The sequence below is a fragment of the Flavobacterium sp. P3_A6 genome (genome assembly GCF_056403035.1).
Window position 1 is genome coordinate 1 of record NZ_JBFUGG010000006.1, and the last position, 25,238, is coordinate 25,238.

Consider the following 25,238-nt stretch of genomic DNA (forward strand, 5'->3'; position numbering starts at 1 on the left):
GATGGATGAATCTCCCTTCGTCTTTTCTCCTAGTTGGATATTCTGGATATTACGACTTGCGTAGTTCCTTACATTCTGTTCAGACTCTAAAAGATAAAAAGAATGAGGTTATATCTTTCCGACAATGTACTTCTTGAGTCATTTAGCGGGATTTCAACTCTCATCCTCTTTCACTTTATCATTCCAAATATATATCTTTGATAGGAGATTTTATAACTATGCAAACATAGGAGCGGGACTAAATATCTTATGGAAAATAGATTTTCTGCTACTAAAAACCCGACCCCGCAGATTTACATAACGATAGCGAACTGACGAAGTAATTCTGCGCTATCGGGAATAAGGCTTAATTTAGCCAAACCCGCTGTAGCACGAGAACCTTTGCAGTAATTCCATATACTCACATCCAAAATGAGTCTATTCGCTAATAAGAAAAGTATAAGTCTAATCAGCTTTAAACAGTTTGTTTTCAAAATATTAAAAAATATTTGTTCCAATTTGACGCAACCTAATTGAGATTTGTGCATCTAATTAGAAAACAAAATATTATGAAAAAAAATCTAATTTTATTCAGTTTCATTTTACTAATTAGTTGTAATAAAGATGACGAAGTTGTTGAAAACGTAAACCCGCTGTAGTACCAGAACATTGTATGTCATGCAAAAAAATGAAACAAAAACACATTTAAGAAAAATTAAAATATAACAATATGAAATCAACAATTTTGATCTTATTAATAATCACATCACTCACTATCACAAGTTGTGAAAAAGATGATAATACAATTCCAAATATAACAACTGGTATTATTGGAAATATAAAATATGGAATTGGTGATTGTATGCCAACAATTGATGAAAGCTCCAGAATATATAAAAATTACAATGGTGAAATATACTTTATGATAAAATCTGATTTAGAAAATCTTGGCAATGGCAATTTTGAACAATTAAAAGCAAATAGTATTCATTCGAATATAAAAAATGGAGAATTAGCAATTGAATTACCAGTAAATACATATTTAGTAATGCCAGAGGGTGTCAACTTATACTCTGAGTCAAATACTATCACTATTGAAAAAGAAATTGTATTGAATAAAAATTACAAATTTTGGAAATGCACATCCTACTAAAAGAATAATTGAAAAATTATTTTAATAAAGCACGAACACACAACAGCAAGGGTTTCGTTGAGTGCGTAGTACCAACAATGAAACCCGTGTTGAACGGAACCCGACCGTGCAGATCTACACAACGATAGCGCAGAATTACTTCGTCAGTTCGCTATCGCTCGTGTGTAACGGACAGCGGGACTAAATTTCTTATGGAAAATGGATTTTCTGCTCCTAAAAATCATCTCGCTATTCTCAGTAATTCTATTTCAAAAATTAACGTAGAACCTGCTTTAATCATGCCTGATGATTTATCGCCATATGCAAGGTTAGAAGGAATAAAGAATTTATATTTACTGCCTACTTTCATTAACTGTATGCCTTCTGAAAATCCCTCAATCATTGAACCATTAAGCGGAAAAATAGTATTGCCACCGTTGTTTTCGGAACTGTCTAGCAAATCACCATTTATCAACATGGCCTTATAAGAAACCTCTACCTGGTTTGTTTTTAAAGGTTTTGGCCCTGTTCCTTCTTTAAGAACCTGGTATTGCAGACCGCTGGGGGTGGTAATAATGCCGGGTTTCTTTTTATTTTGAGCCAAAAACTTTTCGCCTTCTTCTTTTGGATTTAGGGGTTTTATATATTCTTGTTTTTCCTTTTTGACAAGAGCGGGTTTGCTTGTTTTTAATTTAATACTGCCCGTATTTACCGATACTACGAAATTGGCTATACCCCATTCCTGCCCGTTGGAGAGCCTTACCTCCTGTCCGTTTTTAAACAATCGTTCACCTTTAAATTGATTGCGGGCTGTTATATATACATCACTCCCGGCCACTGTTATGGAAGTAGGCCAAAGAGGGTCTCCATCTACGCTAAGTTCTGCAACAGCTTGTCCGTTTTTCCAGTACACACCTTTATCCCCATCCTCTATATATCCAGTTCCATTGCTATCAATAATACCTCCCGCATACACATCATCGCCCGATACGGCTATGCATACAGCACGGCTTAACCCTGTAGTAACTATTTCGGTACGTCCGTTTTTCCAGTACGCAGCTTGCTTATTTTTATTACCCACCGCATAAGCAACACCATCCAATTGAGTTATGGCAGATACCTCATCTAGTCCATTATTGAGTGATGCTACCTTTTGTCCATTTTTCCAATAAGCAGTTTTATAATTTTCTGATCCTATCACATACACATCATTATTAACTACGGCTATTGACTTAGCTGTTGAACGGTTACTACCAGGAAGCAGTTCAGGTACCCCATTTTTCCAGTATATGGCAATATCATCAAGGGTCCTTCTGGTGTCTCTCTCATATCCAGCCACATAAACATTGTTAGCCACTACAGCGATACTATAAACCCGTGCCCAGGCACCAGGTTTATTGGAAAGTTGTATTTGATGCTCGTTTTTCCAGTATACAGCCTGACCATCCACTATTCCTGAAGTATACACATCATCCCCTATTACAACTATAGAAGTTGCTTCGGCATCGCTTTGCCCATCGGTAAGCGGTATGGGCTGCCCGTTTTTCCAGTATACGGCCGTGTGTTTACTTGTTTTTCCGTTGTAAGATGCCCCTGCTACATATATGTCATACTGTTTGGGAAGACTAACTTTAGTTACGGGTGTATTATTACTTTTGGCACTTTTTTTAGTGCTATGGTTATTCTGCGCTTGTATAGTAAAAGAAAAAAAGCCAAACAGACCAATTAATAATATCCATAATTCAATGCTTAAAGGTTGTTTTTTCATCATCTTTTTTATTTTTTTTAAATTTTATAGTTTTTAGGCTTATTTATTTTTACTGTTAGTATTAATCAGCCTATTTACCCATTTTTTTCCCTCTGTATTTATATAATGCGAATCAAGAATAAAAAAGCAGTGTCAAAAAGCGATTATAAAAGAAAGAAATGTCTTTAAATAATTTGTTTTAAAGTCTGAAAAGAAGTTGTATTCCAAGCACTTTTAAAGATATGAGTATTCAGACTATAGCATTAAAATTAGTAAAAATTTATTCAGCATTCTATGAAAAAAATTAAAAGACACTTGTGCATCCCCCGCTGGAGCTGGCGCAATATCATTAAGTTAAGTTTTGTTTTTTCTTGCAAAGACGCAAGGGCAAAAAGTTTAGAGCTGATTTCTTTGCGTCTTCTCGAGAACTATATTTAGAAAAAGCTTGGCAAGAAATCCTTAACTTAATGACATTGAGCGCGGGGCTCTAACTTCTGAAACTCCAATGTACTGAATAAAAATCTCCTTTTTTTTCGTGAATGTTTTTAAAAATTCATTTTTTTTCAGAATTAAAAAAAAAGCAAAACAAATCTTTTCAATTTAAAATTTTGCGATGATTAAAAAAATGCAGAGCCAAAAAAAATTGCAGGCCATTACTAAGTTCGAGAGTTTTTCCTACCAGCATTACTCATAAGATAAGTCAATACTTATAATTAATAATTAGATTATTTTTTAGTTAATTTATTGAATTTATACTCATTTTTAAAATAAATTATTTTATTAATAATTATTTTTTATCATTTTTTTTAAATAAAATTTTGTTTGTATTATTTTTTTTACATAAGTTTGTGTAATCGATTGCATTCTGATAATCAATATATTAAATTCTATTTTTTTACCAATAACTAACAATTAATTTTTAAAAATCATTTAATTAAAACTTTAACCATTATGAAAACAAATTTTAAATTACTAGTATTATTTTCAATTATTTCTTTTACTGCCTGTGAAAACAGCGACACTCCATTAACAGAAAATGAAACAGCAATTAATTCAGAGGAAGTCAGCACCTCAAGCAATTCTATTACTAAAAAAGCGACAACAATTACAACCGAAGCAGCTTTAAGAACAGCCGTTGCAGCTGCCGCCGCTGGAGATGTTATAACAATTAGCGGCACAATAAATTTGACCAAAACTTTAGAGTTAGCAAATAGCGGTACTTCAAGCTCAAAAATAAACCTAACTGGAGGTGTTTTAAATTGCTCCGCTTTACCATCAGGAAGCTGGGGAGTAAAAGTAAACGGAAGCTATTGGAACATTACAAATATGACAGTAAAAAACGCTCCAGATTGCGGGATTGTTTTTCAAGCTGGAGGCTACAATTATGTTTATAACGTAACCACTTCAGCCAATGGAGATTCAGGGTTGCAAATCTACAATGCATCACATGACAATTACATCAAATCTTGTAAATCTAATGACAATTATGACGCTGCAAATGCAGGCGAAAATGCAGATGGGTTTGCTTGTAAATTATCAGCTGGAAAAAATAATGTATTCGAAAGCTGTACTGCTAATCACAATTCAGATGATGGATGGGATCTTTATGGGCAGCCGTATACAGTAACAATCAAAAATTGTACAGCAAGCAACAATGGTTTTGGAACTAATGGAGATGGTAACGGTTTCAAACTTGGAAGTGCTGGACAAACTGTCGCACATACTGTAACCAATAATACAGCTACAAATAATTTAGCATGGGGATATGATGGCAATGGAAATACAGGTCATATTACAATTACTGGCAGCACTGGATCTGGAAATGGAAAAGGTTTATTTACACGCCTATATTAATTAAAAAATATTTCTGGATATATTGAGGATACCTAATATTTGGGTGTCCTCTTTTTTTTTGGATCATAGATTATAATAATGACTGTCTACTGCAAAGCCTCTCAACTTTTTCTTTTTTAGTCAATATTTAAATTTAAAAAAAATTACATTTATTTCCCCAAAAAAAACCGTTATCACTTAAAATTTAAGCGGTAACGGTTTGTGAAAAAAAAATTATTCGGTTACTAATTCAAAATTATTTTTTTTCTAATTCTCGTATATAGTTAATCAGCTTCCATCGCTGATTATCAGTTAAAATCTCAAAATAAGTGGCCATTGGCGCATTGCCATTAGTTATTTTCCAGAAAATGGCACCATCGGTTTGATTCTTTACATTCAGGGCTGTAAAATTAGCAGGACGCGGCTGTAAGGTAAGACCAGCTTCTCCATTCCCTTGACCCTTATTTCCATGGCACAAAACACACATCTGATTAAATATTATTTTCCCCTCATCTGTTGCTTTTTGATTTCCTACAAATGGGTTTTGCAATGAATTAGAATATTCTGGTGCTGCCCAACTTATTTCCTGCGCAAAACTCTTTGTTCCTGTTCCAATTAGCAGAGCTAATATTGCTAAAAATTGAAATTTTGTTTTCATGGCTAAGTGCTGTTTAATTATACATCAAATTTAAGAAAACGTTATAGTCTTAAACCTGATAATTATCATAAAACCAATACTTTTTTAAATAAAAACCAAAATAACAAGGCAAAATTAAGAAATCCTAAATAAAAAAGCAAAATATCAATTATTCAACATGTTATTTAACGAAGTAACTTGCTTAAAGACACCAATATTAACAAAAATGAATTTTATTTTTTTTTCTAATTTTAAAGAATTTACTGTAAATTTTAATTCATTGCCCAAGTAGTTCCGTTTTGATGCTGCATCTCTTTTAAATCGCCTTTATGAACAATAATTACATGGAGAGAAACGACAAACCTCTTACATTTTTAATTGGTGCAATGGGTACGAAAAAATATTTTGAAAGACAGTTTATAAATGATAAAATGCTTTTATAAGAAAGCTTATCAGCAAATAAAGGATACCTCCTATTAACGCAAAAGCTATAATGAAAGTAATAAGGTTAATTACAATATTCGGAATAAAATTCAGTCTCGGATGCGCATAAAAAGGCTCGCGATGCAAATGTTCGCGCATAGTTTTGGCTGCTGTTTTTATCTTCTTTTTGATGGCATTCCTATTTTTGAAATTAAACACTAATTTAAGCAATAATAATCATCCTTTCGGAATATATTTATTTTAATAATCAATCTCATCGGGTATAATTATTTTCAACACATAGAAACATAGATTTTGTAAGCTCAAAAATAGGCGTTTCACTTTTTTAAAACAGACATAGTTCACTATGTGAAAGAAATGTATTTCTTTTTTTGCCTTCTTTTTAAATAAAAACCTATGTTTCTATGTGTTAAACAAAAATTTTATAAATCACACCCAACTAATTAATAATCAATAATATTTAGGACAGCTATTGCATATATCAGTATCAAAAATATACATTAGCGAAATTTCATAAATTCCTCCCGTTTTTCCAATTTGAGTCGTATTGAAATCATAGGAATAACCAAATTTAAAATGATTAAACTGCAATCCTCCAAAAAGATTAATGGAAATCAGAAAACTGCTGTCAACTGTATTTTTGGAAGGGCTTGTTGCTGCTCCTACTCCAAAGAAAAAATTTTCAAAAATAAAACCTGTTCCTAAATCCCAACGGTCAAAAGAGCCTTGAAACATATAATTTGTAGTGACTAACAGCCTTGTTTCATACGGAAAATTGATGATGTCCACGTAATCGGCAATAAGAAATTCATATCCCAAATTGGCCGAAAAAAAACGATCCAATGGCACATTTCCTTCTTTTTCAAAAGAAATATTAGGCTTGTTAATATGTTTTAATGCTAAACCAAACCAGCCGTTTTCATTATTGACTAGCATTCCGGCAGAAATATCAAAGAAGTTAAGATTACTATTGTATGCTAATGGATCAATACTCCCCGAATTTATGATTCCTGATCCAATGTTGATTTGGTCTCCGAGCACCAAATTTTGAAAACCATATGACTTGTATCCGAATCCAAATTCAACGGCGGGACGAAAGTACCATTCATCTGTTAATTGCACCCGATAAGCATAGGCAAGGCTGGCTTCCAAAAATTTATAATCTGAAAATGTTTCTCTTTGGCTTAGTACATTTAATCCAAAACCGCTGTTAATATTTTCTTTCCAAGTATAAGCGTAAACAAAATCCGAATCGACTCTCAAATCCAATTCCGGCCATTGGGTTCTATGCAATGCTCCGACATTGGTAGTTTCAAGCATGCCGGTAAACCCGGGATTTAAAACCTGCGGCACCATAAAATATTGCGTAAAAACAGGATCTTGCGCACTTACTGTAATAGTATAAAAGAATGATGACAGTAAAAATAGTATCTTAATTTTCATGTTTCATTTTTATTTAATTAAAGTAAAAGATCCCTCTTGTTTAATTTCGGTTCCATAAAAAGTAATGGCGACAGCTCTATAGAAATAATTGCCATTTTCTGAAAGCCTATCTTTCACATAGCCATTCCATCCTTGTATTGTTTCCCCTTTCTCTGAATAAATAAGTCCTCCCCAAGTATTATACACTTCGAATTGAATTGACTTCATTCCCAAAAATTGAGGCGTAAAAAAATCATTTATCCCATCCCCGTTGGGCGTAAATCCCGTAGGAGAAATTAATTCATAACCTTTTTCGATATTCAATATTTGGGAATACGTATAAACACAGCCCAATGAATAAGCCACCGACTGCAAAACTTTAAATTGCCCTGGCGCCAAATAGGAATGGGTTGGATTCATTTCATTTGAAACACTGCCATCCCCAAAATCCCATGCTACACTAACAAAATCACCGTTGGAAGTATTCTTAAATTGTATAGGATCCGACACAGAATAAAATCCATAGGTAGTATAAGCATACGAACTCGTTGTAAAACCAGGATAACCCAATTCTGGAATTTTGACCTCAAAAGTATAATGGGCTTGGCAGCCTAAACCATCTATAGCGGTTAGGGTAACCACACCATTTTGGCTGGTGTTCATAATTTCATTGTTAGCTCCACTCACTACACCGCTGGACCAAGTCAACCGATATGGCGGTAATCCGCCAGAAACTTTGGCTACAAAAGTCTGTGCAACAAAATGGGTATCACAATTATAATTAGTTTTGGTATCAACAGCAACTACAATTGGAGACTGTCTATAAATTACATATTCGGATTGTTTTTTGCATCCTCTAGCATCAGTAACGGTGACCAGATAATTTCCTGCAGGAATATTGGCTAAATCCTCGGTTGTTGCCCCGTTTGACCACACATAAGCAAAAGGCGTAGTTCCTCCAGAAACCATAAGATTTATAGCGCCACTATTGGCATTGTTACAATCAAAAGCATTCGTCAAATTTGCTGTAAGCGCTAAAGGCTGAGGCTCTATAATTACAAAAGAAGCAGTAATACTGCACGGCTGCCCATCCGATATTGTAACTGAATAAGTACCTGCTGCCAAATTAAACCTACTGCTTCCTGCCGTAGGATTATCGGTCCAAAGCACTTTTACTGGAGGCACTCCCCCATTTATATTCAAGACTATGCTTCCGTCGTGAATTCCAAAACACGAAATATTGCTCACAACAGTATTAATATTGAATGGAGGCGGAGGCGGAACGCTGATCATTTTTTCTTTTGCGCAAAGCAATGCATCAGTGACAGTGACAGTATAATCACCAGGAGCAAGATTATTCCGTATGGCACCACTACCAAAATCGCTCCAAACATATTGATACGGAGGGACGCCACCCGTAACAGCTACACTAATTGAGCCATTATTATTACCCGCACAGCTGATATCCGATACCGTTGGGGTGATGATAATTTCATTATTCTGGATAATGATGACTTGCAGCAACGCCTGACAACCCAATTGATCTGTTACAACAAGATTATAAGTCCCAGCGAAAAGCCCTGTCAAATTCTGGCTGGTGCTTGTAAAACCATTTGGTCCAGTCCAAGTGTAGGAATAATTTGTAACTGGAATTGGTGTCCCTCCTGTTGCCAATACTGCAATTTCACCAGTGGCATCGCCGTAACATTTTACATTGACTTGACTCACTAGATTTACTGCCATAACCAGAGGCTGCATAATAGTAAACGAAGCTGTTTTTGGATTATTTACAGGAGTACATCCATTGCTATCCACTACTGAAACCACATAATTTCCAGCTGTTAAACTTGTTAAATCTTCAGAAGTAACTGGATAAGAAGCTCCGTCTTTTTTCCAAAAATAAACATAAGGTGCCGTTCCTCCTGTAATGCTAATATCGATAGCACCGTCACCATATCCAAAACAAGTAACATCTTTTTCTTTGACTGTACTGATGAGCATGTCTTCAGGTTCTGTAACCGTGTAATCTTTATCAAAATTTTCACACCCACTATTATCTTTTATATTCAAATGATAAACTCCAGGAGCCAATGATGAAATTGTTGCAGCCGAAGACGAAAAAGCGTTTGGTCCAGTCCATGAGAGAATATAAGGTATGGCTCCGCCAAAGGGAATCCCTCCAGTTATATTAGTCACAATAGAACCATTATGAGCATTAAAACATTTGCTGTTCGTAATAACTTCATTCGCATGCATCGATGGCTTAACAGTTACAACAACAGGGAAATTGGCTCCAACACACGATCCTCCAGAAACTGGAGTAACAGTATAAGTTGCCGTAGCTATATTTTCGGAAGTATTGACCAAAATTTGGCTGATATTGGGTTGCGGTATGGCTTGTGCACTACCTCCAGTAATAGTTCCTGCAGGACTTATTACGGGATTTGACCAAGTATAAAGTGTCCCAGAAGGTACAACATCACCCGCTATAATCGGATTATTGGGATCTGCCAAAAAAACAATACCATCACAGGTACCCACAGTTTTAGAAGCAATTACCGGCACTGGATTTACTGCAACTGTACACACATTCGAAATTAAATCTCCACAACCTCCTAAAAATGAAATAATACAATAGTAATAATTTGTTCCAATGACTCCAACCGGAGGAGTATAAGCCGAATTGTTTGCCCCAGTAATTGGAGTTCCTCCGCTATTTGTATTGGCTGTATTCGAATACCATTGATAAGCAGGCGAACCTGTAAATCGTACCCCATCATGAGAAGTCACAAATAAATCGGGTGTGCTTTGTCCCAAACAAATGGTATTCGATAGTGGATGAGCATCCATTTTGGGCTGAGGATAGGTTATAACTTGCGCTGTATTACTAGTCACACCGCAACTAACTCCCGATTGTGTTATTTCACAATAAAAGTATTTAGTTATAGGACTGAACTCAGCTGGAGATTCGTTTGGAGGAATAAACGTATCCGAAACTGCTCCTGCTATGAGTATTCCTCCAGTATTTGAATTAACCGCATTTGAATACCATTGGTACAAATATGAACCTGCAACATAACCGCCACTAACGACAACTTTCAAAGGCAGTGCGTCTTTACATATTATCTGGCTTGCTATAGGCTGTGCAGTTATTGCTGGATCTGGAACCGCAATAATTTCGGCTACGGTACTCGTTACAAGAGTACAGCCGTTTCCGCTGTATTGAATGGTAACATAATAATAAAATGATCCCGCTGCTGCAAATGGTGCAGGCGTGTAGCTGTCACTATTCGCATTTAATATTGCTGTTCCACCACTATTGGAATTAGCAGTATTAGAAAACCATTGATAGATTGGCGCTCCTGCCCCATTTCCCGGTACGACAATTAAGGTTGTTGTTCCGCCTACGCAAAGAGTCTGGCTTGGCGAAGGCTGTGTTGTAATTGTTGTTTGCTGACTAACGTTAAGCGCTGCAAAATTGGACGAAATTGTGGCACATCCACCCGAAAGAAAAGAAATTTCACAATAGTAATATTTTACGGCAATTGTAACATCAGTTGGAGTATAACTCGAAGCATTTGCTCCTGATATTGCTGTTCCTCCTGTATTTGAAGCAGTCCCATTTGAAAACCATTGATATCGCGGCGAGCCAAAAGAACCTGTATAACTAACATTCAAAGGCTGAAATACTCCTCCGAAACAAATATTTTCCGAGGCAGGATTGCCAGTAATTACCGCTTGAGGATAGACTTTCACTTGTGCAAAAGGTGTTGTAATATTACAGCCTCTATTATTTGATTGCGTAACATCACAAGAATAAGCCAAAGTTCCTATCTGATCTGTTGGTGGCCTAAAACTAGCTAAATTTGCTCCATTGACAGGTGACGAACTATTATTCAAATACCATTGATAATTATAGTCAAAAGTACCTGTTGTACCTCCGTTGGCATCCAATCCGCCACTAACCGTAACGCTCCAAGGAGATGCATTAGAAATTGGTGCAATGCTTTGACACGCATCCTGATCTGGAAGCGGTATTACAGAAGTAAATACAGGGTCGGATACTGTTACAATTGCTGCTGTATTACTTATTAATGTTCCGCAGCCATTTCCTGCAATTGTGATTACGGCATAATTATAATAAGTCCCTGATGTAGCTTGGGCTGACGCATATAAACTATCGGTAGCTGCATTCGCAATAGGAGTTCCTCCACTATTTGAATTGATCGAATTCGTGTACCATTGATAAGTTGCCGAACCCGAGCCATCAATATAATGTACCGTCAATGGAGTTGGAGTTATCCCGCCTATACACAAATTTTGCGTCGAAAGAGGCTGTACATCTATTGTAGGCAAAACGACTACCTCAACTTTTGCTGCTCTCGAAGTTATACTCGTACATGCTCCTGCTGTGAAAGTTACAATACAATAATAATAGTTTATCCCCAATGTATTTGGTGGCGTAAAAGTTGAGCTGTTTGCTCCAGAAATTGCAGTTCCAGCAGTAGTATCATCTGCAGTATTCGAATACCATTGATAAGCAGTCGGGGTTACATTAACAGCAACGGTTAATGGATTCGCTACACCTCCTTGGCACAAACTATTATCTGCAGGCTGTGTCGTAAAATAAGGCGAGGGATCTACATTTATAATATAATTCGTAACGGGTCCTGGGCATCCAAAAGATAATGGAGTAATGGCATAAGTAACCCTGCCAGAATTTGCATTAGTGGTTGAAATTGTCTGAGTCGGAATATCCCCCATTCCTGAAGCTATAAAACCGGTAACTCCAGCAGTTGCGGTTGCTGTCCAAGAATAAGCATCATGCGGAGTTCGAACATAATCTGAAGTTAATACTACTGATGCAGAAGCCGAACCCGAACAGATCGTCTGTTCAAGAACAGAATTGGCAACATGTGGCACGGGATTAATTGTAAACTTATATGTAACTGCCGTTGTACTCCCGCATTCATTCGTTACGGTCAAATCAATACTATATTCCACAGGAGCAGTAGTGCTTGGCGGATAAACAATAGGCCCTGGATTAAGGCTTGAAGAACTAGCGGGGCTTCCTCCAGGAAAATTCCAAGAATAAGTTAGAGTACTGGAATCGGGTCTGCAGCTTTGAACTGTTGCCGTAGGTAAAGCTGGCGATGCTGCACTATAGCCTCCACACTGGGATGCCGGTCCATTTATGATAACTATAGGTGGCTGTTTGACTTCTATAACTTGCGATGTTGAAACTGTCCCACAGGAAGCATTGGCTGCATTCAGTTTTAAGGTATAAGTTCCGGGATTTAAAAATTTAAAAGATGGATTTTTTGAAGCTGAATTGGTTCCGTTGGTAAAACTCCAATTAGAACCCGTACCGCAATTCGAAGCTAAATAAGTCACTGACCAATTATACGTTGGAGCATTACACGATTTGCTCTCATCCGTTGTATTATTGACAATTATATCTCCATTACCTGGTGCTGTAATACAAACGGAATTAGTATTTAATGAAAATGTGGGAACCAATGGGCTTTCGATACATATGGCATTGGCAACTTGACTGGTACCGCATGTATTTCCAATTTTCAAAGTGATGGTATAAGTCCCTGGAACAGTAAATTGTAAATCCAATAACTTTGTCCCTGAAATCCATAAATCAGTATCTGTTGTACCTCGATCATTTCCCAGAGACCCTGCAATTATTCTATAATTAACAGTTGAAACTGTCCAAATAAATTTTGAATTTGTATTGCATCCCTGTGAACTTGCCAATGAACCCCCAAAAGAAGTATTGGTCAAACGAACTGTCTTATCAATACACCCTATTGGTACTAAGCTTGGAGAAATAGCTGGGTCAGAAATCGAAAAATTGGGTGTTGGAGCTGTTGACACATATAGAGGCGCTAATAAATTGGAAGCTACACCACATGGATTGGAACCTTCAACTGAGGCATAGAATGCATCCGAATAGGTAATATTACCAACTTGACTGTTTGTCCCACAGGAAGTATTTGCAAAAGTATGCGTTACGTCTATAAAATCGACACCAGCTGCTGGTTGTGAATACGTTTGAATACTTGGAGGAACGACATCATTAAAAGATACTTTGTAGATTGTAGATGCCGAATTACCAGCTATTCCAAAAATTCTAAAAGTAAGATCGTTATTTTTACAAATTGCATTCCCTGATGGATTACTTAATTGAAGAGTTGGTCCCGTCCCAACAAAAACAGTATAATTTTTTGATTTTGATTCTCCATTTGTGCCCACTACCGTAAATACCAAAGTATAAGTTCCCCTCTGATAAGTATGAGATTCTATAGCATTCCACGGAGCTGCAATAGTAAAATCAGGGCTTCCATCTCCCCAATGAATTGTATAGCTCGCATTTGTTGCTGCGGTTGTTGAATTTTGTATAAAATTAAAAATTGCCGATGCAGGATTCAGGCAATTTCTAAAAACAGGAATACCTTCATAAGTAGTACCTGAACCTGTTCCGTCGAGAGAAGCGTCAGGTGGATCTGCTAAAGCTATTTTAACATTTTTTGAAACCAAAGACTTAACCGTATCATTTTCTTTCTGAATTGAAATTCCCTTTTTTATAGTATCACCAATAATTCCGCTGCCGTTTAACAATTCAAAACTAAACTTATTCCACTCTTTGTCAAGAGCCAAAAAAGAACCATAGCTTTTTGCCTGAATAGTCGTAAACAGAAAAAGAAAAAATAAAACAAAATAGTTTTTATGACATCGGTTCATAATCTAGACACTAAAATTAGTACTAATTGTAACTATTCTGTACGTATGCATATACTAAACAGTTATCCAAAAAATTATAGGGGGGGAAGATAATCCGATTAAAATGGGGGAATGCTTCTAATCGTTACTTAGGGAGAAAGAATCATTGATTCCTTGCCCCTCTAAACTAAAGTGCCGAACTGTCACTATTAATCCAGTGCTATTTATTTGAAACTAATTAATGTGACGGCTTCTACAAATATAAACAATTTAATACAAAAATATCAAAGTAACATGCTCTAAATCAACTAATAGCCAATAATAACAAAAACAGGGACAATCAAAAAAATGTCTCTAACGGATTATTAAGAGCTTGACAATAATCTCCATTAATTTTATTTTTTTGACAAAAAAAAACGCCTTATTCCTGAAAATAAGACGGCTTTTAAAAAGTTTAAAAAACGATTACAAAATATAATCGGTATTGATAAAATTCGATTCTTTGCTATTTAACAATTCCTGCAATATTTCATTGTTATAAGCATTGTCTTTTGAAGCAACGAAAGTTCTAATTGAGAAAGAACGCAGTGCATCATGAATACTCAATGTTCCAAACGCTGAATCTTTTCTTCCTGTGAAAGGGAAAACGTCTGGTCCTCTTTGGCAAGAGCTGTTCAAGTTTACTCTACAAACCAAATTCACCAAAGTATCGATAAGCGGTGCAATGGTTTTGATGTTTTTACCAAACAAACTTACCTGCTGTCCATAATTTGATTCAGCCATATCGTTCAATGGCTCTTGAATATCTTTGAAAGTCAAAACAGGCACAACTGGACCAAATTGCTCTTCATGATATACACGCATGTCTTTATTAATTGGGAACAAAATGGCAGGGAATATAAAATTATCAGAATGCTCTCCTCCTTTTGCATTAATTACTTTGGCACCTTTACTGATTGCATCATCAATTAATTCCTGAATATATGCTGGTTTTTCGGTCTCTGGAAGCGGGGTTAAAGAAACTCCTTTTTCCCAAGGATTTCCTAGAACAAGAGCATCTACTTTCTCTGCAAAACGCTTGTTGAATTCAGCAGCTATATTTTCGTGAACATATATAATTTTTAATGCAGTACATCTTTGCCCGTTAAAAGATAAAGTTCCTGCAATACATTCTTGGATGGCCAAATCTAAATCAGCATCCGGCAATATAATCGCTGGATTTTTAGCCTCCAATCCTAATACTAAACGCAGTCTGTTTTTATTTGGATGCTGATCCTGCAAAGCGATAGCCGATTTACTGTTTCCGATCAAAGCCAAAATATCTACTTTTCCTGATTTCATTATTGGCGAAGCAATTTCTCTTCCTCTTCCATAAACAATGCTGATTACTCCTTTTGGAAAACTGCTTTTAAAAGCTTCTAATAAAGGTGAAATCAATAAAACACCATGTTTTGCCGGCTTGAAGATTACAGGATTCCCCATAATCAAAGCTGGAATAAGCAATGTAAATGTTTCGTTCAACGGATAATTATAAGGTCCTAAACACAATACAACTCCTATTGGCCCTCTGCGCACCATAGCATTTATGCCTTGAACTTTTGAGAAATATGCTGAACGGCTGTTCAATTCTTTATAACTTTCGATAGTATCTTGAATGTATTCTACTGTACGGTCAAATTCTTTTTCGGAATCGCCTAATGTTTTTCCAATTTCCCACATTAAAAGCTTAACCACTTCGGTGCGGGTTTCTTTCATTTGTGCAACAAACTTTTCCATGCATTTGATACGGTCAACCACTTTCATCGTTGGCCATAATCCTTGTCCGTTGTCAAAAGCAGCTCTGGCAGATTCTGCTACCTCTAGCGCTTCTGCTTCTCCCATAAACGGAATAGATCCCAATAAAGTTGGCTCATATTTCTCAGTTGAAGAGATCGTTGAATATACTGGTGTCGTTTTTCCAGTCCATTTTTTTAATTCGCCATTTACCAAATAAGTATCTTGATTAAGAAGAGACGTAATTTGAAATTCTTGAGGTATTGTATTCATTCTTTGGTTATTTTGGTTATTTCCTAATAAATTTTAAAAAAGAGGCACCGGCCTCTTTATGTGATGTTAAACGATATCACCTTCCCATTCTATAATTCCGCCGAGTAAGTTATAAGCATTGTCTATACCTAACTCGTTCATAATCTCACATGCTTTAGCGCTTCTCACTCCTGAGCGGCAGTACACATAATAATTTTTACTTTTATCTAATGCAGCAATAGCGTCTACAAACTCCTGACCTTTATGAATATCAATATTAATAGAACCCTCTATTATGCCTTGATCGCACTCATCTTCGGTTCTTACATCTATCAGGACTGCATTTTCATCGGCTTCCATTTGAGAAACCCATTCTTCTTGTGTCAAATTCATAATATATATTTTTTCGTAAAAATACGAGATTTTCCTCAAACAATACACCTCTTTTTTATGAATTACACAATAAATCAAAGAAAACGTTTTCGTGATACAGAAAACATTCCTATAGTATATGATACTGAATTTCAATTATAAATTAAGTTTCTATTTTTAGTATTTTTACGCTGTTGCATTTCCAACTAATTTCTAAATAAAAACAAAATGCCAGAGCTGTTAAAAAAAACATTCCCTTCCTTTTCAAACGAATTGATCCAAGACATCAAAACGAATGAAATTATCAAAACATTTAGTGCTGGAGAAGTGATTATGCGCACTGGACAATACATAAAAAACACTATCCTTTTAGTTAAAGGAACAATCAAAGTCTATCGCGAAGATAGTGATGGAGGAGAGTTTTTCATGTATTACCTACAGCCGGGGCAGGCCTGCGCCTTATCTATGGTTTGTGCAATCAAGAATGAAAAAAGCCAAATCATGGCAAAAGTGGTTGAAGATGCCGAAGTCATCATGCTCCCATTGGCCATGATGGACAAATGGATGATGCAGCACCGAAGCTGGTATGAATTTGTTGTAGGCTCCTACCGCAATCGCTTGGAAGAAGTACTCGAAGTAATTGACAGCATCGCTTTTAGGGCAATGGATGAACGTCTGGAATTTTATTTAAAACGCCAAGTTGAAGCTTGTGGCTGCAAAGAGCTGAAACTTTCCCATCAGGAAATCGGATCTGATTTGAATACTTCCAGAGAAGTTATTTCGAGACTGCTCAAGAAAATGGAACAAAGAGGCTTGGTGGTTTTGAACCGTAACCAGATTGAGATTTTAATGTAAATTTCAAATCCCAAAACTTCTTCAAAAGTGACAAAAGTTACCAAACAGCTGTAATAGTCTTTGCATCTTTGCCGAAAACAAAAGCAAAACATGGAATACTTCGGTTATTTGGCAGCTGTCATAATAGGACTTTCTTTAGGGTTAATCGGTGGTGGCGGTTCTATTTTGACCATTCCAATATTGGTCTATTTATTTAAAATTGATCCCAAATTGGCAACCAGCTATTCCTTATTCATTGTTGGAATTACAGCTTTATCCGGATGTTTCAGCCATTATCGAATGGGAAACCTTAGAATCAAATCGGCATTATATTTTGCTGTTCCTTCCTTGTTTTCAATATTAGTTATTCGGGAAGTAATTATTTTGAAAATTCCAAATTTACTTTTTACTTTAAATGATTTTCAAGTCACCAAGGGTTTTCTGATCATGATCATTTTTGCAATACTGATGATAACGGCTTCTTTTTCGATGATTGCCAAAGCCAAAACTCAAATACAAACTGCCAATACAAATTATTGGCAGTTAGCCCTAATAGGAGCAATAGTAGGAATCATAACTGGTTTTCTGGGCGCTGGCGGTGGATTTTTAATTATTCCTGCCCTTTTGTTTTTTGCTAATTTACCTATGAAACAGGCAGTAGGCACTTCATTATTGATCATATTTATAAATTCTGCTATTGGTTTTTTGGGTGATTTATACATAAATACACCTATCAATTATTTTTTTTTAGCAAGCATTTCGAGCATAGCTTTCATAGGAATGATTATTGGTACACGATTATCAAAAAAAATAGACGGAAACAAACTCAAGCCTATTTTTGGCTGGTTTATTTTGGTAATGGGAATTTATATCATTGTCAAGGAAATGTTTTTTTAAGTCACCGATACTTCTAACTTTTATACCTTAAGCTTTAAACCATTAAACTCTTAAAATTAGCTTCTCAGCAACTCAGAATCTTAGAAACTCAAAAGAAACTTAGTAACTTTATACAAAATTAAAATCATGCAAATAGAACAAATATATACCGGATGTTTAGCACAAGGCGCTTATTATATCACTTCCAATGGGGAAGCGGCTATAATTGACCCATTAAGAGAAACACAGCCCTATCTGGACAGGATTGAACGTGACGGCGTGAAACTGAAATATATTTTTGAAACTCATTTTCATGCCGATTTTGTTTCGGGTCACTTGGATTTAAGCAAAGAGACTGGTGCTCCTATCGTTTATGGTCCAACAGCAAAACCAGAGTTCGAAGCCATCGTTGCAGTCGATAATCAACTGTTTGAAATAGGTAAGATCAAAATAAAAGCCCTGCATACTCCTGGGCATACTATGGAAAGTACTACTTATTTACTGATTGACGAAAACGGAAAAGATCACGCTATTTTCTCCGGGGACACTTTGTTTATTGGCGATGTAGGAAGACCAGATCTTGCTCAAAAGGCCGCTTCAATGACGCAGGAACAGTTAGCTGGACTACTGTTCCATTCCCTAAGAGATAAAATAATGACCTTGGCAGACGACGTTATTGTATATCCCGCTCACGGCGCAGGCAGTGCTTGCGGTAAAAACATGAGCAAAGAAACGGTTTCTACCATTGGAAATCAAAAAGCTAACAATTATGCGCTGAGAGCCAACATGACCGAAGCCGAATTCATAACCGAAGTAACCGACGGATTACTTCCTCCCCCAGTCTATTTTGGGATGAATGTAGCGATGAATAAAAAAGGATATGACAGTTTTCAGGAAGTTTTAGAACATGGAATGAACTCTTTATCGGTAGCCAAATTTGAGTCAGTCGCAGACGAAACTGGAGCATTGATTTTAGACACCCGAAAAAATGGTGATTTTGCCAAAGGATTCATTCCGCAATCCATAAACATAGGTATTGATGGCGATTTTGCCCCTTGGGTAGGCGCTTTAATTGCCAATGTTAAACAACCCATTTTGCTGGTTACCGAACTGGGACGGGAAGAAGAAACCGTAACCCGTATGAGCCGAGTAGGTTTTGATAATTTGGCTGGCCATTTAGAAGGAGGTTTTGAAGCTTGGAAAAAGTCAGGAAAAGACATTGACACCGTAAACAGAATTACCGCTTCCGAATTTCAAAAACAAGTAAAAATTGGCGCAAGCAAAATTATTGATATCCGCAAAGAAACAGAATACAATGCCGAGCATGTGGCCGAAGCCTTCAGCAAACCACTAGCCAGCATCAACGATTGGATTAAAGACATCAATCCAAACGAGCCTTTTTTCATACATTGTGCGGGAGGATACCGCAGTATGATTGCAGCGTCCATTTTGCAGGCTCGGGGCTTTCGAAATTTCACCGAGATAGAAGGCGGATTCAGTGCCATTGCCAAAACCGATATTCCCAGAACCGATTTTGTGTGCCAAAGCAAACTGTAATAGCAAAATTCAATTTCAATAACAAATTCAAAAAATAAAAAGAAGAATTAGGGCGAGACCCCATTAATAAAAGCGGCCAGTTTATTGATGCGGTTAGTCGGCCGCTTTTATTAATGCGGTCAGGCTATCCATGCTACTTCGGTAGCTTATTTCTATCCCTCTCGCGAACACCCAAGAACATCAAACAAAAATGGAAAACAGCTATCAAACTTTTTGGGACAGTCAATATCAAACCAATACAACGGGCTGGGATCTAGGAACAATTTCCCCTCCCATAAAAAGTTATATCAAAACTTTAAAAAATAAAAATATTCAAATCTTAATTCCTGGATGCGGCAACAGTTATGAAGCCGAATATCTTTTAGAACAAGAATTTACAAATATTACTATTATTGATATTGCACCCACCTTGATTAAAAATCTAAAAACCAAGTTCAAAAACAATCAAAGCATCAATATTATATTAGAAGACTTTTTTGAGCATCAGGGGGAATATGATTTGATAATCGAACAAACTTTCTTTTGTGCTTTGCCTCCGGCAATGCGCCAAAAATACGTTTCAAAAATGCATCAGCTTCTCGCCAAAGAAGGTAAAATAGCTGGAGTTTTATTCAACCGAACATTCGAGAGCGGGCCACCTTTTGGCGGCAGCATAGAAGAATATGAAATGCTTTTTAAAGATGCTTTCAATTTTCTAAAAATGGAAGCGTGCCAAAATTCAGTTGCACCAAGAGCCGGATTCGAATTATGGATAGAATTTCAAAAAAAATAAACCAAAAAAAAATGAAAGAATTATTATTAAGCAATTGGCACGCCATGCGGATTTTCCGCTTAGCTTTTGCCATATTTTTATTCGTTCAAGCCTACAATACACACGAATGGTTTTTTATTATCTTTGGGATATTTTTCTTTATTCAAGCAATATTTAATTCAGGCTGCGGATCGAATGGCTGTACCGTACCCAAAAACAAACACCTTAAAAAATGAGTACTTTCAACGACATAATTCAGTCCGAAAAACCAGTTTTAGTCGATTTTTTCGCCACATGGTGCGGACCTTGCCAAACATTAGCCCCTATTTTAAAACAAGTAAAAGACGAATTGGGCGACCAAATTTCAATTATCAAAATTGATGTGGACAAAAACCAGCAAATCGCTTCACAATATCAGGTACGCGGTGTTCCCACAATGATTCTTTTCCAAAATGGAAAACAGCTATGGAGACAGTCTGGCGTTCTAAGCAGCTCAGAGCTAATTGCGATAATAACTCGGAAATATTGAATTTACAGCATCAATCATAAAGAGTTTCATGCTAATTCTAAATAATATCGCCATTAACAACTAAATTTTAGATTTATATAAAATTAACACCAATTATTAAAACTCTGATTATTGTTCTGGCAGCACAGCAATCGTTTATTGCCTAAGAGACAAAAAATATACCATCGAAAATTGCATCAATCATTTTGAAATAGACAAAGCAAAAAAAACGTCGGATATCAATGCTGGCTTATTGATAAAGATTTTGCTAATGGCAATACAATTAAAATGAGTATTGTTAACCCACATCAGTCTACTCATCCCCACACAAACATGTTCAAGAAGAATTCTTTTTTATTTTAGAAGGAACAGCCACTTTTTATTTGGATGGAAAAACTATAACTGCAGGAGCTTATACCAGTTTTTATTGTCCTGCCAATATAGAGCATGGAATTAGCAATGCTGGGGATGCAGAATTGAAATATTTAGTAATGCAAAAACATCCCAAAGAATAGATTCCCAGATGATTTCATTACGTTATAAAAAAGTTAATTAATGATTCTGATTCAAAAAAAATAATACTTTTGAATCACTTTAAAATCAAAAATCAAAAAAATGAAAAACCTAATCACCGTTTTAGCAGTAGCTCTTTTTTCAGCAGGCATGAATGTAAGCGCTCAAGAAACAAAGCCAAAAGAAACTCCTAAAAAAGAATGTTCTGCCAAAGAAAAAAAAGCATGCGACAAATCTAAAAAGTCTTGCTGTTCTGCTAAAACAACTACAAAGAAAGCGTAATGTAATTAATTTATAATGCCCCTAAAGAGTGTTTTGTATATTCAAAGCACTCTTTTTTTTACAAAACCACTACAATTACAGGCAAAAAATCCCTTTGCTTCCTTTTGATAATTCCATATTTTTGAGAAACATTTCTTTTATGCTCAAAAAGTCATCAATTGTTATAACGGTTCTTCATATTCTCTTTGTAATTTTTAGAATTTTTATTGTTGACAGCTGCAGTTCAAAGATACTGAATATACCGAAACTCTCTCTGCCAACAATTCATACGCAGGCGACAAATCCTGTGTAAAATTCCATACTGCCGAACATTATCAATGGAAACAGTCCGCCCCTACAGCAACTGTTTTTGAAGCATCCATTTTTGAAGTATAGCATCCAGATCTTCTTCTATTATTGGTTTAGAAACATAATCGTTCATTCCATATTCAAGACATTTATCTTTTTCTCCAACCATAATTCCTGCAGTCAAAGCTATTATCGGAATTTTATCTCCATTTTTATGTTTTCTGATTTCAATAGTGGCTTCATATCCGTTTTTAATAGGCATTTGAATATCCATTAAAATCAAATCAGGATTATTGATTTCAAATTGCTCAACCCCCTCCTGCCCATCCGAAGCTTCTAAAATAATAGCATCCGGAATTATTCTTTTTACTAATGTTTTTGCCAGAAACATATTGATCTTATTGTCTTCTACAATCAAAATGCGTGATGCCCCTAAACTATTTGTGTTTGCAATTTTCCGAATTGTCTTTTGGGGTATCAATTCGGTAAACGTATCTTTTGGAGCGGCCACTTTTTTAAATTTAATGAAAAAGAAAAAATCACTTCCGTCGCCATACTTACTTTTCAGCTGCAGGCTGGTTTTCATCAGTCCCAACAGTAAATTAGAAATTGCTAAACCCAAACCTGTACCTCCAAATTTTCTGGAAGTGGCACTGTCTTCTTGAACAAATGAATTAAAAATTTTCTTTTGATTGTAATGCTTGATTCCAATACCGGTATCTTTAATAGAAAATTTTATAGTTGCCTTTTTTTTGCCTGCTTTAATTTGTTCAACATCCAATCTAATATGCCCAAAAGAAGTGAATTTTAATGCGTTACTAATTAAATTCACTAATATTTGTTTCAGCCGGATTGAATCTGCATATATATATTGCGGAATGTCATCTTCGATTGTAAGGGTTAAACTAATGTTTTTCAGGTTGGCTTGGTGCTTAAACAATTCTATTACTTGATGCAGCAGTCTAAAAAGATCAACATTTTCATAGTGAAGCTCTAATTTACCCGATTCAATTTTTGAAAAATCGAGTATATCATTAATGATTTCCATTAACGAATTGGCCGAAATATTAACTGTTGACATATACTCCAATTGGTTTTTATCAAGTTCAGCTTTCATCAGTAAATCAGTAAAACCTACAATCCCATTTAATGGTGTCCGAATTTCGTGACTCATATTGGATAAAAAATCCGATTTGGCTTTATTAGCTTCTTCCGCTTGAATTTTAGCCTTTTTTAATTCTTTATTGGTTTGTTTTAACTGCTCGTTTATTTCTTCGTGTTCAATATATTTTATGTACAGATCTTTTTCGCTTTCTTCGGCTTTTTCCTTGGCTCTAATCAATTCTAATTCTAATAATTTATGCTCGGTAATATCACGAATAGTTCCTAATACAACCGAAGGTTTGTTTTCTTCGTCCCATTTTAAAGTTCCTATTCCATGCAGCCAACGCTCTTTTTTATCGTTCACTCTTATGATTTTATATTCTCTGTCAAATGGTTTTCTTTTATTGATCACTTCTTCTTGAAAATAAACAGCCAAACTTTCTCTCCAAGCCGGATGTACTAAAGCCTTCCAAGTTTCTTCATCCAGATCATAATCAGCATCAATACCCAAAATAGTATTCAGTAAATCGGTACGTGTCCATTTTCCCGTATACATATTAATACTATAGGTTCCTATTTGAGCAATGTTTTGAGTTTCTTTTAAAAACAGCTCACTTTCTTTTAGTTTTACTTCAGCTTTTTCCCGTTCTGTAACATCTCTTACAAACAATAAAGCTTGCTTTTCTGAAAGTTTGACAGCATCAATTGACCAGAGCCGTATGGTTCCGTCACTATGCATAAAAGGTATAATATCCTTTGATGTTTCTTTCAAAAAAAGAGTACTGAATACCGACTTAATATTTGGCAAAAAATTAAATGGAGTTAAGTCAATTATTGATTTTTTTAATAATACGTTTTTCGAATATCCTGTAATCTTAGATACTGCAGGATTCACCTCCAAAAAATGTCCCTCTTTAGTGACTACCATAACCCCATCGGGTGCATTTTCTACATAGTTTCTAAACTTGGCATTGCTTCTTTGTTCCCGCTCTTTGTCTTTGATGATTTCAACTTCTTTTTCTTTCGCCAGAATTTCACTTTCTATTCGTTTTTTTTCGGTAACATCTTGAACAATTCCTTTCAAGGCTATAACTTCATTTTTATCGTTTAGCACTGGGATTCCTGTTCCATAAATCCATTTGATCCGATTGTTGGTAAACAGCATTTTATGAGTTACCTCATAAGGCTGTTTACTTTGGATGCATTCATTTATTTTGCCATACAGCATCTCTTTATCTTCTTCGGTGAAATAATTTAAATAGTTATCAAACGAAGGACCGCAAAGACTTTTCTCTATTTCAAAAATATGATACAATTCGTTAGACCAAATCAGTTCATTATTTACAATATTGAATTCCCAGCTTCCAATTTTAGCAATTTTTTGAGCGTCATTTAGCAAACTCTCACTTGCCGATAACTGTTCTTGAATTTTTCTGATTTCAGTAATATCTCTTCCTATAGAATATACTAAATTTTTGGAAGGATTTATAATAGAAGTCCATTGCACTGTTATAAGCTCACCATTCTTTGTAATGATTCTGTTTTCAAAAATTATGGATGTCTTTTCTTTTAAAAGTTCTTGCAGCGACAACTCTGTTTTGGGAATATCATCTGGGTGAATGTAATTGAGAAAACTATTCAGCAATAATTCACGTTTGGAGTAGCCTAATTTATTAATGAATACGAGATTAAACTCTTTCAAATTTCTATTTAAATCCGAGACACAAATAAAGTCTGAAGTTTCTCGGGTAAAAAACTCAAAATTGGCAATAGAATCAATTTTCTTTTGCAGCAGCGAAATCGTATGTTCTTGTCTTTTTATTTTTTGTAACAATTCTTCAACAGATGGTAATTTTTCTTTCATATCTGCAAAATGTATTAGTTATAAAATCATATATGGAACCGCTTTTTCATTCGTATATGTAATAAGTATCAAATAGTGGCATTGAAAATGGCATGCACTATTTATAACAAAATGCTAATTTGAGATTATTGATAAAATTTAGTGGAAAACAAGAAACTAAAGGTATAAAAAATATCTAACACAATGCACTAACTAACAAAGAATTAGGATACAATTTACTTAAAAAAAACGTTTATTTTAATTGAAACGCCTATAAAGTCCATTTTTTATCTTTTTAATAAAAAACACCTATAAAGATATTGCCTCTAAAGTAACTAACCGTTATTGTCATTTTCTTT

General features: G+C 35.5%; 17 protein-coding genes. 10 read left to right on the plus strand and 7 right to left on the minus strand.

What is annotated here, in order from left to right; all coding sequences use genetic code 11:
- The first annotated feature begins 709 nt into the window (after nucleotides 1–709).
- Complete coding sequence (locus AC1DVP_RS07640; RefSeq protein ID WP_477182906.1) at nucleotides 710–1,132, plus strand: hypothetical protein; 423 nt, start codon at nucleotides 710–712, stop codon at nucleotides 1,130–1,132.
- 220 nt (nucleotides 1,133–1,352) lie between these two features.
- On the opposite strand, the gene AC1DVP_RS07645 is transcribed toward AC1DVP_RS07640, so the two are convergent.
- Nucleotides 1,353–2,882: an FKBP-type peptidyl-prolyl cis-trans isomerase gene (locus tag AC1DVP_RS07645; protein WP_477182907.1), complete on the minus strand. Its 1,530-nt coding sequence runs from the start codon at nucleotides 2,880–2,882 to the stop codon at nucleotides 1,353–1,355.
- A 927-nt stretch (nucleotides 2,883–3,809) separates the two neighbouring features.
- Here AC1DVP_RS07645 and AC1DVP_RS07650 point away from each other — a divergent pair.
- Nucleotides 3,810–4,712, plus strand: a complete 903-nt coding sequence (locus tag AC1DVP_RS07650) for a right-handed parallel beta-helix repeat-containing protein (RefSeq protein WP_477182908.1) — start codon at nucleotides 3,810–3,812, stop codon at nucleotides 4,710–4,712.
- A gap of 235 nt (nucleotides 4,713–4,947) precedes the next feature.
- Here AC1DVP_RS07650 and AC1DVP_RS07655 read toward each other — a convergent pair whose 3' ends face one another.
- The 5 genes from AC1DVP_RS07655 to AC1DVP_RS07675 all read right to left on the minus strand — a co-directional run bounded on the left by AC1DVP_RS07655 (nucleotide 4,948) and on the right by AC1DVP_RS07675 (nucleotide 16,344).
- Nucleotides 4,948–5,349 (minus strand): c-type cytochrome, encoded by a 402-nt coding sequence (locus AC1DVP_RS07655; RefSeq protein ID WP_477182909.1) that lies wholly within the window; start codon nucleotides 5,347–5,349, stop codon nucleotides 4,948–4,950.
- Between the two features lie 873 nt (nucleotides 5,350–6,222).
- Entirely contained in the window at nucleotides 6,223–7,215 is a 993-nt protein-coding gene (locus AC1DVP_RS07660) for a PorP/SprF family type IX secretion system membrane protein (RefSeq protein WP_477182910.1), read from the minus strand.
- Between the two features lie 9 nt (nucleotides 7,216–7,224).
- The gene (locus AC1DVP_RS07665) at nucleotides 7,225–13,947 is read right to left on the minus strand and encodes a PKD domain-containing protein (protein WP_477182911.1); all 6,723 of its coding nucleotides are present in this window, start codon (nucleotides 13,945–13,947) and stop codon (nucleotides 7,225–7,227) included.
- Between the two features lie 444 nt (nucleotides 13,948–14,391).
- On the minus strand, nucleotides 14,392–15,972 hold the full coding sequence (locus AC1DVP_RS07670) for an NADP-dependent glyceraldehyde-3-phosphate dehydrogenase (protein ID WP_477182912.1): 1,581 nt from the start codon (nucleotides 15,970–15,972) through the stop codon (nucleotides 14,392–14,394).
- Nucleotides 15,973–16,038: 66 nt separating this feature from the next.
- The gene (locus tag AC1DVP_RS07675) at nucleotides 16,039–16,344 is read right to left on the minus strand and encodes a rhodanese-like domain-containing protein (RefSeq protein WP_477183114.1); all 306 of its coding nucleotides are present in this window, start codon (nucleotides 16,342–16,344) and stop codon (nucleotides 16,039–16,041) included.
- Between the two features lie 207 nt (nucleotides 16,345–16,551).
- Between AC1DVP_RS07675 and AC1DVP_RS07680 the strand changes: the two genes are divergently transcribed.
- The 8 genes from AC1DVP_RS07680 to AC1DVP_RS07715 all read left to right on the plus strand — a co-directional run bounded on the left by AC1DVP_RS07680 (nucleotide 16,552) and on the right by AC1DVP_RS07715 (nucleotide 21,644).
- Entirely contained in the window at nucleotides 16,552–17,178 is a 627-nt protein-coding gene (locus AC1DVP_RS07680; protein WP_477182913.1) for a Crp/Fnr family transcriptional regulator, read from the plus strand.
- 90 nt (nucleotides 17,179–17,268) lie between these two features.
- Nucleotides 17,269–18,054 (plus strand): sulfite exporter TauE/SafE family protein, encoded by a 786-nt coding sequence (locus AC1DVP_RS07685; protein ID WP_477182914.1) that lies wholly within the window; start codon nucleotides 17,269–17,271, stop codon nucleotides 18,052–18,054.
- A 126-nt stretch (nucleotides 18,055–18,180) separates the two neighbouring features.
- Nucleotides 18,181–19,590 carry an MBL fold metallo-hydrolase gene (locus tag AC1DVP_RS07690; protein ID WP_477182915.1) on the plus strand — a complete coding sequence of 470 codons (1,410 nt, stop codon included), beginning with the start codon at nucleotides 18,181–18,183 and terminating at the stop codon, nucleotides 19,588–19,590.
- A 190-nt stretch (nucleotides 19,591–19,780) separates the two neighbouring features.
- On the plus strand, nucleotides 19,781–20,362 hold the full coding sequence (locus AC1DVP_RS07695; RefSeq protein WP_477182916.1) for a methyltransferase: 582 nt from the start codon (nucleotides 19,781–19,783) through the stop codon (nucleotides 20,360–20,362).
- Between the two features lie 11 nt (nucleotides 20,363–20,373).
- Nucleotides 20,374–20,577 (plus strand): hypothetical protein, encoded by a 204-nt coding sequence (locus AC1DVP_RS07700; protein WP_477182917.1) that lies wholly within the window; start codon nucleotides 20,374–20,376, stop codon nucleotides 20,575–20,577.
- On the plus strand, nucleotides 20,574–20,870 hold the full coding sequence (trxA, locus tag AC1DVP_RS07705) for a thioredoxin (protein ID WP_477182918.1): 297 nt from the start codon (nucleotides 20,574–20,576) through the stop codon (nucleotides 20,868–20,870). Before AC1DVP_RS07700 ends, trxA begins: the two co-directional genes overlap by 4 nt.
- A gap of 335 nt (nucleotides 20,871–21,205) precedes the next feature.
- Entirely contained in the window at nucleotides 21,206–21,364 is a 159-nt protein-coding gene (locus AC1DVP_RS07710; RefSeq protein ID WP_477183115.1) for a cupin domain-containing protein, read from the plus strand.
- A gap of 100 nt (nucleotides 21,365–21,464) precedes the next feature.
- Nucleotides 21,465–21,644 carry a hypothetical protein gene (locus AC1DVP_RS07715; protein ID WP_477182919.1) on the plus strand — a complete coding sequence of 60 codons (180 nt, stop codon included), beginning with the start codon at nucleotides 21,465–21,467 and terminating at the stop codon, nucleotides 21,642–21,644.
- A 334-nt stretch (nucleotides 21,645–21,978) separates the two neighbouring features.
- On the opposite strand, the gene AC1DVP_RS07720 is transcribed toward AC1DVP_RS07715, so the two are convergent.
- The gene (locus AC1DVP_RS07720; RefSeq protein WP_477182920.1) at nucleotides 21,979–24,900 is read right to left on the minus strand and encodes a PAS domain-containing hybrid sensor histidine kinase/response regulator; all 2,922 of its coding nucleotides are present in this window, start codon (nucleotides 24,898–24,900) and stop codon (nucleotides 21,979–21,981) included.
- Nucleotides 24,901–25,238: the final 338 nt, after the last annotated feature.